The sequence below is a fragment of the Zongyangia acetica genome, from assembly GCF_038739695.1.
Lineage (GTDB): Bacteria > Bacillota > Clostridia > Oscillospirales > Ruminococcaceae > Zongyangia > Zongyangia gallinarum.
In genome coordinates this window covers 266,926-280,979 of sequence record NZ_JBBEWN010000001.1, presented here as the reverse complement: position 1 = coordinate 280,979, position 14,054 = coordinate 266,926, and the positions used below count along the sequence as shown (strand labels likewise).

The following is a 14,054-nucleotide window of genomic DNA, read 5'->3' as shown; positions in this document are numbered from 1 at the left end:
GGGATTTTTTGGTGCTTGGGAGTCCGCTTTTCTTTATCCGGCGGATGTGATAAAATACAAGCAACTGGAAAGGAGGAAGGGCCATGCTGAGATTGCTGCTGGGGGTTTCGGGCACAGGGAAAACCACCTATCTGCTCCGAAAGGCAGAGGAAGCATCCCAACAGGGAAAGCGGGTCTTTTTTATTGTCCCGGAACAATATTCGTTTGAAACGGAAAAAGCGGTCACCACTTTTCTGGCGCAAGGCGGCGAAAAGATCGAAGCGGTCAGTTTTTCCCGGCTGTGTAATCTCATTTTCCGAGAGTATGGCGGGCTTTCAGGGGAAAGCCTGGATGACAGCGGCAGGACGATGCTCATGAGCATGGCGTTGGATCAGGTGAGGGATCACCTGTCTGTCTATGAGCGGCAGGCGGGGAACACCGCCTTCGCCTCCAAAGCCCTTTCCATGCTTGACGAGTTTAAAAACTCCTCGCTGGGTCCTGAAGAGGTGGAAGAACTGTCTCAAAGTCTGGAGGGAAGCCCCGTTGGGGAAAAGCTTTCCGACCTGTCGCTCATCTACAGTGCCTACGAGGCAATGCTGGAACGGGGACGCCATGACCCCAGGGATGATTTAATGCGGGCCCTTTCCTTGGTACAGGATACAGATTTCTTTTTAGACTCTGTGGTTATCCTAGACGCCTTTTTTTCCTTTCCAAAGGCAGAACTTGCCCTCATTCAGTGCGCGCTGCAAAAGGCGGAGGAGGTTTCTGTTTCCCTTTGCTGCGATTCACTTACCGGTACAGGGGCCAGGGCCTTTGATGTCTGTCGGGACACCGCCCGCCGGTTGATGAGGATGGCCAAGGAAAGCGGTTGTACAGTAGCGCCGCCGGTTCTGCTGACGGAAGTTTATCGTTATGAAAAGGCAACCCTTGGCCATGTAGCGGCCCAGTGCGCCTATGTCCCCGGGGAGAGGACCGGTCAAAATGACGGTTCTGTCCTGGTGGCGCAGGCGGGAAGCCGGTATGAGGAGGTGCGCTTCGCGGCGGCTACCATCCGCAAGCTTGTCCGGGAGAAAGGGCTGCGCTATCGGGATATTGTTGTCATCGCCAGGAGCCTGGAGGACTATCAGGCTTCCCTGGAAGATGTGTTTGCCCGCTACGACATCCCCTATTTTATGGATCAGCGGATTCAGGTGCAGTATATGCCGCTGATGAACCTGGTTACCTCCCTGGTGGACATAGCCCGAGGGAATTTTTCCACTGGGGATGTCATGCGGCATCTCAAAAGCTACCTTTTGGAGGTGGATTCTGACAGTATCTATGACCTGGAAGGCTACTGCTATACCTGGAACATTGACCGAAACGGCTGGCTTCAGGAATGGAAGCAAAATCCTTCCGGCATGCAGACCAGGATGACGGAAGAGGATGGGGAGAAGCTTGTCGCTCTGGAGGAGTTGAGAAAGACCATTGTGGGCCCTCTGTCCGCTTTTCGGGAAAAAACCCGCGGCAGCCTGGATGGAGAGGCTTTTGCCCGGGCCATCTTTGCCTATCTAGAGGAAACAGGGATACCGGGCAGGGTGGAAATGCTGGCAAAATCCTATGAGAGGGCGGGGGAGAAAAACAGAGCGGATGAGCTGTATGCCTGCTGGGAGGTGCTGATGGGCATCCTAGAGCAGTTTTCCGCCGTATTGGGGGGAAGGCAGCTAGGCCTTGCCCGGCTGGGAGAGATGCTCAGCCTTTCCATCGCCGGGAGCGACCTGGGACATATCCCCCAGACCCTGGATCAGGTGACCATCGGTGCGGCCGACCGCATCCGCCCCAGCGGCCCAAAGGTGACCTTGATTTTAGGGGCAAATGAGGGGGTGTTTCCCCTGAGCGCGCCGCCTCAGAGCTTGATTTCCCAGCCGGAGCGCCTGCTAATCAACCGGCTGGGGGAGCAGGTTTTTGAGACCTTGGAGGACCGCTTTTATAAGGAGTTTACCTATATTTATATGGCGGTGACATCGCCCTCCCAAAAGTTGGTCATTTCCTATCCTACCATGGATGAGGAGGGCAAACCCTTGTTCCCAGCCCCCTTTGTTCAGCAGATTTGCACCATGGTGGAAGGGCTTGCCCCTTTGCATATAGATCGGCTGCCAGCGTCTTATTTTGTAGAGAATCAGCGTTCGGCCATGGATATGTTGGCAGAACACCTGCGGGAGGATCTGCCCGGGACGATATCCCTGGCCAAGGCGGCAGCTAGGACGCAAAAAGAGATGGTAGAAAACCTCTTTTTCTTAGCGCAGAATAGGCCCTACGCGCTCCGGGAGGAAGCAAACGCCAGGGCTTTGCTGGGGAACAGGCTTAAACTGAGCCCCTCCCGGCTGGACCGGTATTATCACTGTCCCTTTCAGTATTTCTGCCAGGATATGCTGGGGCTCCGGCCCCGGAAAAAGGCGGAATTTTCCCCGATTCAGTCGGGCAGCGTCATCCATTTCGTGCTGGAGCAGATGGTGTCCCGCCATGGGGCCAGAGGGCTGCATCAGTTGACCCATGCCGCCCTCCGGGAGGAGTGTCAGCAATTGCTGGCCCAATACCTACAGACGGTATTCGGGGAGGGGGAAATTCCCAAACGGATGAGGTATCTCTTTTCCCGGCTGACCGATACCCTGACCCGGCTGCTCTCCCAGCTGGCCCGGGAGTTTGCCCAAAGCCAGTTTGAACCGGTGGATTTTGAGCTTCCTATCCGGGAATACGGAGAAAACAAGCCGGTGGAGCTTGTCTCTAAAACCGGGGAGCATATCCTGGTGGAGGGGATCATCGACCGGGTGGACATGGCGGTGGTCCGGGGGAAAAAATATGTCCGGGTGGTGGACTATAAATCCGGCGTCAAGCAGTTTTCCCTTTCGGATATTGCCTATGGGCTGAATATGCAGATGCTGATCTATCTGTTCTCCCTTTGGGAAAACGGCGCGGGGAAATATAAAGACTGTTATCCTGCCGGGGTTCTCTACATGCCGGCTAAAAGCGAGATCATCACCGCCGACCGCCATGCCACCCCGGAGCAGATGGAGCAGGAACACGCCAAGACCTTGAAGATGAACGGCCTTCTTCTGGAGGATGAAGAGGTGGTGGAGGCCATGGAGCCAGAGGTTCGGGGGGTATTTATCCCGGCGAAAAAGAAAAAGGACGGCACCTTTGACAAGCTGTCCTCCCTGGCCACCCTGGCCCGGTTAGGCAAGCTCAGCCGCCATGTCAACGATGAGATCATCCGCATGGCAGACGCCTTATGCCAGGGGAGGATTGGCGCTGATCCGGTGGAACAGGGAGGAATCCCTGCCTGTCACTGGTGCGACTTTCAGGCGGTATGCAAACATGAAGGGGGAGACGGAGCCCATCTTCTCCCCACCTTGGATAAAGAAACGTTCTATGCCCAGCTGGATGAACGATACGGAGAGGAGGAATAGGCCATGGCAGTCAATTGGACACCTATGCAGCACCTGGCGATTTCTTCTCAGGGAGGACCCTTGCTGGTTTCCGCCGCTGCTGGCAGCGGGAAGACAGCGGTGCTGGTGGAGCGGATCATCCGGAAAATTACGGATCCGGTGAGCCCGGTGGATGTGGACCGGCTGCTGGTGGTTACCTTCTCCAATGCGGCGGCGGCCCAGATGCGCGCCCGCATCGGGGCCAGGCTCAGTGAACTGCTCAGTGCAGACAGCAGCAACACCCAACTCCTTCGCCAGCAGACCCTGCTCTCCGGAGCCCACATCAGCACGGTTCACGCCTTCTGCCTGGAGCTCATCCGGCAGAACTTTATGCGGCTGGATCTCCCCGCCGATTTTCGGATTGGGGATGAATATGAGCTTTCCACCATCCGGGCGGATGTGTTGGAACAGCTGATGGAAAGCGCTTATGAAAGCGGAGGAGAAGCTTTTTATGACCTGGTGGAGCTTTTTTCCTCTACCAAAAATGACAGCCGCTTGCAGGCGATTATCGACCGCCTTTATGGCTTTTTGGTCTCCCATCCCTTTTATGAGGACTGGCTGGATCAAAAGCTGGCGGATTATGAAAACGCTCCGGCAGCGGGTGAAAGCATATGGGGGAGGATCATCCTTTCCTACGCCGGGGATACTGTGGAGCGGGCGAAACGGATCACCAAGGATTCCATCGCCCAGATGGCGGGGGATGAGGCCATGGAAAAGGCCTATCTTCCCGCATTTCAGGATGATTTGTATCAGTTGGAGGCCCTGTCCCAGGTGCTGGATGGCGGGGACTGGGATGCTGCTGTCAGCGCCCTTTCCCATTTTCAGTTTATGAAATTGGGGCAGTTGAGAAAGTATGAGAATACGGCTTTCAAGGATCAGGTGCAAAACGGGCGGAAGATGGTCAAAGAGAGTATTGCCTCCTTGCTCAGCCATCAGTTTTGCGCCAGTGAGGCCGAATATCAGGAGGATATTGCCTTTCTTCTGCCCCATATCCGGCTGTTGTTTGACCTAGTTAAGGATTTTGCCCGGCGTTTTTCCCAGGCAAAGCTACAAAAGAAGCTCATTGACTTTTCCGACATTGAGCAAATGTCCCTGCGCCTGCTGATGGAACGGGGAGAAAACGGTTACCAACAGACCGATACGGCAAGGGAGCTTTCCCAATCTTTCGATGAAATCCTGGTGGATGAATATCAGGACACCAACGAGATCCAGGACATGATTTTCCGCGCCCTTTCCCAGGGTGAGGAGAACCTCTTCATGGTAGGGGATGTTAAGCAGAGTATCTACCGATTCCGCCAGGCCATGCCAGAGCTTTTTCTGGAGAGGAAAAACCAATACGCCGACATTACCCAAGGGGTGCGGCCGGCAAAAATTCTGCTCCAGAACAACTTCCGCAGCCGGAAGGGGGTCACCGACGCCGTCAACTTCCTTTTTTCCCAGCTGATGAGCGAGCAGGCGGGAGAAATTGTCTACGATGAGGGGGAGGCCCTTTGGCCCAGCGCGCATTTTGAGAGCCCTGATGGGTTGCAGACCGAGCTGTGGGCCCTGGATCTTTCTTCCTGTGCTGACGCCAAAGAGCGGGCAGAAGCAGAAGCCGCTTATATCGCGGGGAAAATTGCAGCCATGCTGCGGGAGCAGGTTTTGGTGGAGGAAGGGGGAGAAATCCGCCCCTGCAGGGCGTCGGATTTCTGCATCCTCCTGCGTTCGCCCAAGGGCCGGGCGGAAGTTTACCGGGATGCCCTCCTCCGCGCCGGAATAGGCGCCGGATGCGACCTGAGCGGCGGATTTTTTCAGTCCAAGGAAATTCAGACCATCCTTTCCCTGCTGCGGGTGATCGACAATCCTCAAAACGATGTGGCGCTGGCCGCCGCCCTTCTCTCCCCGGCTCTGATGATGGACGCGGACGATTTGACCCGCATCCGGCTCTATGACCGAGGCTCTTCCTTTTATATAGCTTTGTGCAAAGGGGCCCAGGCGGGGGATGCCCAGTGCGGGAAAGCGCTTTCCCTTATCCAGCGGATGCGGGATTTTGGCATTGCCAACCCCATCTACCGGCTGGTACAGAAAATATACGATGAAACGGGGCTTATCTCTAAAATGATGGCCTATGAAAGCCCCAGACAGCGCCGGGACAACCTGCATTTGTTTGTGGACTACTGCCGCCGTTATGAAGCGGGAGGCTATCAGGGCCTGGGGGAGCTGCTGCGGCTATTGGATCGGATGATCGAGGAAGAAGACGATCTGCCTGGAGCCCAAAATCTGGGTGAGGGCGGGGATATGGTACGGATTATGAGCATCCATAAGTCCAAAGGGCTGGAATTTCCCGTGGTTATCCTGGCGGACACATCCCGCCAGTTTAATAAGTCCGATCTGAAAAGCGCGACACTGACCCATCCCCGTCTGGGCTTTTCCTGTGTCCGGCGGGATCTTGCTACCCTGAAGCAGTTTACCACCGTTCCCCATGAGGCGCTGAAGCTGGAAACCCTCCGGGCCCAGCTTTCTGAGGAGATGCGGGTGCTTTATGTGGCACTGACCAGGGCTAAGGAGCGGCTGATCCTGTCGGTGGGTCTCAAGGATATGGAGAAGAGCCTGGGCAGGTTGGGAGCTCTGCTGGGGGAAGAGGTTTCCATCCCTCCTAGCGCTGTTATGGGAGCAGGTTCCTATGGAGAGTGGATCCTCATGGGAGCGCTGCGCCATCCGGACGCGGACAAACTGAGATTGCTGGCGGGGCTCCCCAGCGGAAAAGCATTGGATATGAATGGGGGAAGCCCCTGGAAGGTAGAGGTCGTCCTGCCGGAAAACGAGGAACAGAGTATGGGAAAAGAAATATCCTATGAAAGCCGGGAGGATTCGGAGCTGACAAAACAGCTTCTCCTCCAGATGGATTTTTCTTATCCCTATGAAAAGGCGGTGCGCATTCCAACGAAACTCTCTGTTTCCCAGGTGGTCAAAGAGGGGCCGGGACATCGGTTTCTCCGCCGGCCCTCCTTTTTGCGCCACGATGAGCTTACCCCGGCCCAAAAGGGCAACGCCATCCACAAGTTTATGCAGTTTGCCGACTTTAAGGCAGCCAGCCGCAGCCCGGAGGAGGAAATTGCCCGGCTGGTAGAGCGCCAGTTTATCTCCCCACAGGAGGCCCAGTGGGTATCTCCCCAAAAGGTGAGCAGCTTTTTTGAAAGCGGGATAGGCAAGCGGATGCTGGCTTCCCCCCGACTTCTGCGGGAATACCGCTTTTTGGGGGAAGTCTCCGCTGAAATTGCCGGCGGGGAACCGGGAGAGGAGCCCATTTCCATTCAGGGAGTTATGGACTGTCTCTTCTTTGAGGGGGAGGAGATGGTCATTGTGGACTACAAGACCGACCAGGTCAAGGGGCCGGAGGAGCTTGTGGCGCGATACGCCGGCCAGCTGGCCCTGTATGAAGAAATCGCTCAGAAGGCGTTAGGGCATCCTGTCAAAGAAAAAATCCTCTATTCCTTTCATCTCGATGGGGAAATTCGGGTATAGCTTGGCTTTTATGCGAAAAACTGTTGACAGAATGGCAATGTTTTGCTAAGATAGTTAAGACAACAAAGTAGAACCGTCAATCCGTTCTCACCTTTTCGCGGCCTTGTAAAAGGCGGCAGCGCAGAAGGTCAATACCACTCGGCACAGGATATTTCTGTGCTTTGATTCGTGTATTGAGCGTGGATGGTTTGCCGTCCACGCTTTGTATTTTACTTTGGATTTTGGAGGTGCTTGACAATTAGCAACAAGGAACTGCAGATCAATGAGGAGATCAGGGACAAAGAAGTCAGGGTGATTGATGCCGACGGCAGCCAGCTGGGCATCCTTTCCGGCAGAGACGCGCAGCGTATTGCTTTGGAAAAGAACCTGGACCTTGTAAAAATCGCTCCCCAGGCGAAACCGCCTGTTTGCCGCATTATGGACTATGGCAAATACCGTTTTGAGCAGTCCAAGCGCGAGAAGGAAGCAAAGAAAAACCAGCGGGTCATTGAGATTAAAGAGGTGCGCCTCTCTCTGAACATTGACACCAATGATTTTAACACAAAGGTCAATCATGCACAGAAATTCCTGAAAGCCGGCAATAAGGTCAAAGTCTCCATTCGGTTCCGCGGACGCGAAATGGCTCACGCCCAGCTGGGCACCGGGATTATGCAGCGTTTTGCAGATGCTTGTAGCGAATTTGGAAGCGTTGAAAAGATGCCGAAGATTGAGGGACGCAGCATGACAATGTTCATTTCGTCCAAGCCCACAAAGTGATTTAGGAGGAACTATAAAATGCCTAAGATTAAAACACACACTGGTGCGAAAAAAAGGTTCAAACTGACCAAAAATGGTAAAGTGAAACGCGCCCATGCATTTAAATCCCATATCCTGAACAAAAAATCGACAAAACGCAAAAGAGGTCTGCGCAAAGCTACCTATGCTGACAAGACCAATATGAAGCAGATCAAGCTGCTGGTTCCCTACAAATAAGAGAACTGACGATCAAAACCAAAGATTGTCGCAAGACCTAAAAACGAAAGCGGATTGTCGAAACCGGCATCCTGCGCTTTACTATTGGAGGTAACGAAACTATGGCACGTATCAAAGGGGCAATGATGACCCGCAAGAGAAGAAAAAAAGTCCTCAAACTTGCCAAAGGCTACTATGGCGCAAAGAGCAGACTCTTTAAGACCGCAAAACAGGCGGTCATGAAATCCGGCAACTATGCCTATATCGGCCGCAAACAGAAAAAACGCAACTTCCGCAGCCTGTGGATCACCCGTATTTCTGCTGCTTGCCGCATGAATGGAATGAACTATTCCACCTTCATGAACGGTCTGAAAAAAGCCCAGATCAACCTCAACCGCAAAATGCTCTCTGAGATCGCTATCAATGATCCGGCTGCATTTACCGCACTGGTTGAAAAAGCAAAAGCTGCTCTCTAAGAGCTTTGGAATATGCCCGTGTCGGATGACCCGGGCATATTTTTTCATATGGAAGGCAGCCAAAGGAGGAAGAAGATGGACATCCTCACAAGCCGGGAAAATCCGACGGTGAAAAACCTGTGCAAGCTTTTGGCAAGCAAAAAGGCGCGGCGGGAACAGGGCCTTTTTGTAACGGAGGGCGTTAAGCTGTGTTTAGAGGCCTTTCATTCCGGCGTTTTGGTAAAGCAAATATTTTATACCCCGGAGAGCTTGGAAAAATATCCTGAAGAGATGAAGTATTTGCTTTGCCAAAGCCCCCATGCTACCCCCATTTCCACAGGGGTGGCCCAGAAAATATCCACCGCATCCACCCCGCAGGGGGTATTTTGTCTGTGCAATCTGCTTGACAACCAAAAAACCCTTGCTAAAATAAACAGTAACGGGAAATATCTGGCTTTATGCTCCCTGCAGGATCCGGGAAATATGGGCACTGTCATCCGCAGTGCGGAAGCGTTCGGCATTGATGGGCTGATTGTCACCGGGGATTGCCCCGATATCTACAGCCCGAAGGTGCTGCGCTCCACCATGGGCAGCGCCTTCCGCCTGCCCATTGCCGTGACCGATGACCTGCAGGATTTAACAGTCCGGATGCGGGCCGCTGGTGTCTCTGTATATGGCGCTGCCCTATCGGAGGACAGTGTTCCTTTGACTGGACTTCATTTCGACGGCGGTGCCCTTGTGCTTATCGGCAATGAGGGCAACGGCCTTTCAGCAAAGGAACAGGCGCTGTGCGATCAGAAGGTCATCATCCCCATGAAAGGCAGAGCCGAGTCCCTTAATGCGGCGGTGGCCGCAGCGGTATTTCTGTGGGAGATGACAAAATAGGCAAAACGATGCCGGAAAACGGCGGAGGAGGAAGACAGATGGTCTCCACTCGTTATTGGGTTTGGCTGCAGTGCTGCATCCACCAAGGCAGTGCTTTGATCTGTGACATTTTGGATGTGTATGGTGATCCCCAGCGCTTTTATGAGGCCGTGTCCTCCTGCGACCCGGATGCGGGTCTGAAGGAACTGACCAGCATCACCAATTCCCAGCTGCAAAAATGTAAAAATACGCCGCTGGACATAGCGGACAAGATTATATCCGACTGCCAGCGGGTGGGATGCGACATCCTCTGTTACGACGCCCCGGAATTTCCCGATCGCCTCCGCCACATCTATGCCCCGCCTGCTGTTTTGTACCAAAAGGGCACCCTTGCGGGGCTGGATCAGATCCCGGCCATTGCCATGGTGGGCACAAGAAAGATGACGCCCTATGGCAAGAAGGCGGCTGTGGACTTTGGCACCCAGCTGGCAAGAGCAGGGATTTGCGTCATCAGCGGTATGGCGGTGGGCGTGGACATTATGTCCATGAAAGCGGCCCTGAAGGCCGGCGGCTATGTGATTGGCGTGCTGGGCTGCGGCATTGATGTGAATTATCCAGCGGAAAACGCCAAAATGAAGGAACTTGTCTCCAAGTACGGCTGTATTGTGACCGAATATCCGCCGGGCACCGGCCCATGGAAAGGGAATTTCCCAGCCCGCAACCGGTTGATTTCCGGGCTTTCTCTAGGAACGCTGGTCATCCAGGCGCCAAAGCACAGCGGTTCCCTGATTACCGCCGATGACGCGCTGGAACAGGGCAAAGACCTGTTTGTGGTGCCAGCACCATTGTATGATCCAACGGTATCCGGCAATCTGCGGCTTTTGCGGGATGGCTGTATCCCTGCAACAGAACCTGCCGATGTCATAGATTTTTACCGCTTCCGGTATGAACGGGAGCTGCTACAGGAACAGAGAAAGAACAAGGCGCGATTGACGGGAGAGCCTCTTCCTGTTTTAGAGGAAGAGACAGACGCGCCCTTGAAGGAACAGGCGGAAATTGAGCCGGATCCTGAGTATAGCCCGAAGCTTTCTCAGCAAAATAGAAACAGCGGGCAGGATGTGACGGATTGTCACCGGCATTCCCAGGATCCCAAGGTTTCGGAAGAAGCGCTACAGGTTTACCGGGTGCTGAGCGAAGAACCTGTCCATATGGAAGAGATTGCCCAGACCTTGGGAATGCGAATTTCTCAGGTGCTCGGCGCTCTGACAGAGCTGGAAATTGCAGGGGCGGTACGATCCTATGCAGGACGTCGCTATGGAAAATGAGTGGAATGTTTGCCCAAAAGCATTTCCTCTGCATATAGATGGACGTGAAAGCGTCCGGTTTTTGAAAGTTTAGCAATTGGGAGGTTAGCATGTCGAATTTAGTCATTGTGGAGTCGCCGGCCAAGGCGAAAACCATTCAAAAATATCTGGGGAAGGACTATGATGTTGTGGCTTCTATGGGCCACATCCGGGACCTGCCCAAAAGCCGGCTGGGCGTGGATGTGGAGCATAATTTTGAGCCCCACTACATTGCCATCAAGGGAAAGGAAGAAATTATCCGCAACCTGAAGGCCAAGGCAAAAAAGAGTGACCATATCTATCTGGCCACCGACCCGGACCGGGAAGGGGAGGCTATTTCCTGGCATCTGGCCCATCTTTTGAAAATACCCACCGATGATGAAAACCGGGTGACCTTCAACGAGATCACCAAATCGGGAGTCCAGTCGGGGATGGAGCATCCGAGAAAGATTGACCAGGACCTGGTGGACGCTCAGCAGGCCCGCAGGATCCTCGACCGGATTGTAGGTTATAAGATTTCGCCCTTCCTGTGGAAAAAGATTAAGAGCGGCCTTTCCGCCGGCCGGGTTCAGTCGGTGGCGGTCCGGCTGATTGTAGACCGAGAAGAGGAAATCCGTGCCTTTAAGCCGGAAGAGTATTGGAGCATTGACGCCAAGCTTTCCGCGAAAGGCTCCCGCAAGGTGTTCGGAGCAAAGCTTCACTCCAAAGACGGAGAAAAGATAGAGATCAAAAATGAGGAGCAGGCCAACGCCATCCTGGCAGACCTGGAGGGCGCTCCCTTTGTGGTGGGCAGCGTCAAGAAAGGGGTCCGGAAAAAGACGCCGGCGCCTCCCTTTATCACCTCCACCCTGCAGCAGGAGGCCTCCCGCCGTCTGGGCTTCCAGGCCCGGCGGACCATGAAGGCGGCCCAGGAGCTCTACGAAGGCGTGGATGTGGAAGGCATGGGCCCCACCGGACTGATTACCTATATGAGAACCGACTCTCTGCGCATCTCCGATGAGGCTAGGGCAGAGGCAGAGACGTTCATCCTGGAAAAGTACGGCAAGCAGTATCTCCCCCAGACCCGCCGGGTCTATAAAACCAAAAGCTCGGCCCAGGATGCCCATGAGGCCATCCGGCCGGCTATGCCCTCTCTGACGCCGGACCGGGTAAAATCGAGCCTTTCCTCCGACCAGTATAAACTGTATAAACTCATCTGGGAACGTTTCATCGCCAGCCAGATGGCTACCGCGCTTCTCAATACCGTATCCGCTGACATCAACGCGAAAAACTATACTTTCAAGGCCTCGGGTTATTCGGTGAAGTTCGATGGTTTTACCGTGCTGTATGAAGAAAGCAAGGAGGAGGACAACGAGGAAAGCGGCGTTTTGCCGCCGCTGGTGGTGGGAGATCCTCTCAAGGTGAAATCCCTGGATGGCACCCAGCACTTTACCCAGCCGCCGCCACGGTATACAGAAGCTTCTATCATCAAAGCCCTGGAGGAAAATGAGATCGGACGCCCCAGCACCTACGCTCCTACCATCTCCACCATTCTGACCCGAGGTTATGTGGAGCGGGAGGGCAAGCAGCTCAAGCCTACAGCGTTAGGTGAGATCACCACCAAGGTGATGAGCGAGAACTTTGCCAACATCGTGGATGTGGCCTTCACCGCAAAGATGGAAAAGGATCTGGACCGGGTAGAATTGGGCAAGGCCGATTGGGTCAAGACCCTGGACCGGTTCTATAAAGATTTCGCCAAGACCCTGGAGACAGCGGAGAAGAATATGGACGGCACCAAGATCAAGGTGCCGGATGAGGAAACCGATGTGGTCTGTGAGCTGTGCGGCCGGAAGATGGTCATCAAAAACGGCAGATACGGCAAATTTTTGGCCTGCCCCGGATTCCCCGAATGCCGCAATACCAAAAAAATTGTCCAGGAAACTCCTGGCATCTGCCCGCTGTGCAAGGGAAAGATTTTGGCCAAGAAGTCGAAGAATGGCAAATCCTATTTTGGATGCGAGAATAACCCTAAGTGCTCCTTTATGACCTGGGATGAGCCTCTGGAAGAAAAGTGTCCGAAATGCGGTACCTCTTTATTTAAAAAGCGGGGCAAAAATGGGAAGATCTACTGCGGCAACGACACCTGCGACTATGAGCGGGGGCTGAAGGACTGATGACAGTATCGGTGATCGGCGCGGGCCTTGCTGGATGCGAAGCAGCCTGGCAGCTGGCCCGCCGCGGTTTTGATGTGCGGCTTTATGAGATGAAGCCGAAAAAGTTTTCTCCAGCCCACCACTATCCCGGCATGGCTGAGCTTGTCTGTTCCAATTCCCTCAAGGCTATGCGTCTGTCTTCTGCCGCAGGGCTGCTCAAGGAGGAGATGGAGCGGTTGGGTTCCCTCACCGTCCCCTGTGCTAAGGCATGTGCAGTGCCGGCAGGAGGGGCGTTAGCGGTGGATCGGGAGGCGTTTTCCGACCTGGTAACGGATAAAATCCGTGCCCAGGGAAATATTGATGTCATAGAGGAAGAGGTCACCTCCCTCCCCGATGGCCCTGTGGTGGTAGCGACGGGCCCCCTGACCTCCCAAAAGCTCTCGGAGCATATTAGGAGCCTTTTGGGAGAGGAATACCTTAGCTTTTTTGACGCAGCGGCCCCGATTGTTACAGCGGAAAGCCTGAATATGGAGCGCTGCTTCTTCGCCGCCCGATATGACCGCGGGGACGACGATTACATCAACTGCCCCTTTGACAAAGAGGAGTACGAGGCTTTTTATGGGGAACTGATCCGGGCGAAATCGGTGGAGCTGAAAGACTTTGAAAAAGACGGATTTAAAGTCTATGAGGGCTGTATGCCCATCGAGGTGCTGGCAAAACGGGGGCCGGACACCATCCGCTTTGGCCCTCTCAAACCGGTGGGCCTCCGGGATCCGAGGACCGGACACCGTCCCTGGGCGGTGGTTCAGCTGCGGCGGGAAAACGCCGCCGGCAGCCTCTATAACATCGTTGGTTTCCAGACAAACCTGCTTTTCCCGGAGCAAAAGCGGGTCTTTTCCATGATTCCGGGCCTTGAGCATGCGGAATTTGTCCGCTACGGCGTCATGCACCGCAATACCTTTTTGGATTCCCCGCGACTGTTGGATCAGCATTTCTGCCTAAAAAAAGAGCCGCGTATCTTTTTCGCCGGCCAGATGACAGGGGTGGAAGGGTATATGGAGTCGGCCATGTCCGGCATCCTGGCCGGGATCAACATGGCGCTGGCACTTGCGGAAAAAGCACCGCTGGAGCTTCCCTTTGACACCATGACCGGGGCGCTTTCCCGTTATATCAGCGATGAGAGCGTTAAGGATTTTCAACCCATGGGCGCCAATATGGGCCTGCTTCCCCCGCCCCTGCAGCGGGAGCGGGATAAGAATAAGCGTTACCTTCAGGTGGCGCAGAGGGCGCTGGAAAGCTTGGAGAAGGTGCTGGAGAGCCGAAAAGAGGATCTGGTCCTCAAAGGATGACAAAAGACAGCTGCCA

General features: G+C 54.4%; 9 protein-coding genes. All 9 read left to right on the top strand.

Going from position 1 to position 14,054, the window contains the following annotated elements; all coding sequences use genetic code 11:
* The first annotated feature begins 83 nt into the window (after nt 1-83).
* On the top strand, nt 84-3,422 hold the full coding sequence (locus WGC32_RS01270; protein WP_342680421.1) for a PD-(D/E)XK nuclease family protein: 3,339 nt from the start codon (nt 84-86) through the stop codon (nt 3,420-3,422).
* A gap of 3 nt (nt 3,423-3,425) precedes the next feature.
* Nucleotides 3,426-6,944, top strand: a complete 3,519-nt coding sequence (addA, locus tag WGC32_RS01265; RefSeq protein WP_342680420.1) for a helicase-exonuclease AddAB subunit AddA — start codon at nt 3,426-3,428, stop codon at nt 6,942-6,944.
* A 231-nt stretch (nt 6,945-7,175) separates the two neighbouring features.
* Nucleotides 7,176-7,700 carry a translation initiation factor IF-3 gene (gene infC, locus WGC32_RS01260; protein ID WP_224771543.1) on the top strand — a complete coding sequence of 175 codons (525 nt, stop codon included), beginning with the start codon at nt 7,176-7,178 and terminating at the stop codon, nt 7,698-7,700.
* A gap of 18 nt (nt 7,701-7,718) precedes the next feature.
* On the top strand, nt 7,719-7,916 hold the full coding sequence (gene rpmI, locus WGC32_RS01255) for a 50S ribosomal protein L35 (RefSeq protein WP_191481655.1): 198 nt from the start codon (nt 7,719-7,721) through the stop codon (nt 7,914-7,916).
* A gap of 101 nt (nt 7,917-8,017) precedes the next feature.
* Entirely contained in the window at nt 8,018-8,371 is a 354-nt protein-coding gene (gene rplT, locus WGC32_RS01250; protein ID WP_191481654.1) for a 50S ribosomal protein L20, read from the top strand.
* A gap of 75 nt (nt 8,372-8,446) precedes the next feature.
* The gene (locus WGC32_RS01245; protein WP_342680419.1) at nt 8,447-9,235 is read left to right on the top strand and encodes a TrmH family RNA methyltransferase; all 789 of its coding nucleotides are present in this window, start codon (nt 8,447-8,449) and stop codon (nt 9,233-9,235) included.
* Between the two features lie 38 nt (nt 9,236-9,273).
* Nucleotides 9,274-10,539 (top strand): DNA-processing protein DprA, encoded by a 1,266-nt coding sequence (gene dprA, locus WGC32_RS01240; protein ID WP_342680418.1) that lies wholly within the window; start codon nt 9,274-9,276, stop codon nt 10,537-10,539.
* Between the two features lie 89 nt (nt 10,540-10,628).
* A complete protein-coding gene (gene topA, locus WGC32_RS01235; RefSeq protein WP_191481651.1) occupies nt 10,629-12,710 on the top strand; it encodes a type I DNA topoisomerase in 2,082 nt (693 codons plus the stop codon).
* The gene (gene trmFO / locus WGC32_RS01230) at nt 12,710-14,038 is read left to right on the top strand and encodes a methylenetetrahydrofolate--tRNA-(uracil(54)-C(5))-methyltransferase (FADH(2)-oxidizing) TrmFO (protein WP_342680417.1); all 1,329 of its coding nucleotides are present in this window, start codon (nt 12,710-12,712) and stop codon (nt 14,036-14,038) included. The genes topA and trmFO overlap by 1 nt, the downstream gene beginning before the upstream one ends.
* Nucleotides 14,039-14,054: the final 16 nt, after the last annotated feature.

Bases quoted from the DNA above. Each gene is read 5' to 3' on its own strand.
- WGC32_RS01270 (WP_342680421.1), top strand. From the start codon at position 84: ATGCTGAGATTGCTGCTGGGGGTTTCGGGCACAGGGAAAACCACCTAT.
- addA (WP_342680420.1), top strand. From the start codon at position 3,426: ATGGCAGTCAATTGGACACCTATGCAGCACCTGGCGATTTCTTCTCAG.
- rpmI (WP_191481655.1), top strand. From the start codon at position 7,719: ATGCCTAAGATTAAAACACACACTGGTGCGAAAAAAAGGTTCAAACTG.
- rplT (WP_191481654.1), top strand. From the start codon at position 8,018: ATGGCACGTATCAAAGGGGCAATGATGACCCGCAAGAGAAGAAAAAAA.
- WGC32_RS01245 (WP_342680419.1), top strand. From the start codon at position 8,447: ATGGACATCCTCACAAGCCGGGAAAATCCGACGGTGAAAAACCTGTGC.
- dprA (WP_342680418.1), top strand. From the start codon at position 9,274: ATGGTCTCCACTCGTTATTGGGTTTGGCTGCAGTGCTGCATCCACCAA.
- topA (WP_191481651.1), top strand. From the start codon at position 10,629: ATGTCGAATTTAGTCATTGTGGAGTCGCCGGCCAAGGCGAAAACCATT.
- trmFO (WP_342680417.1), top strand. From the start codon at position 12,710: ATGACAGTATCGGTGATCGGCGCGGGCCTTGCTGGATGCGAAGCAGCC.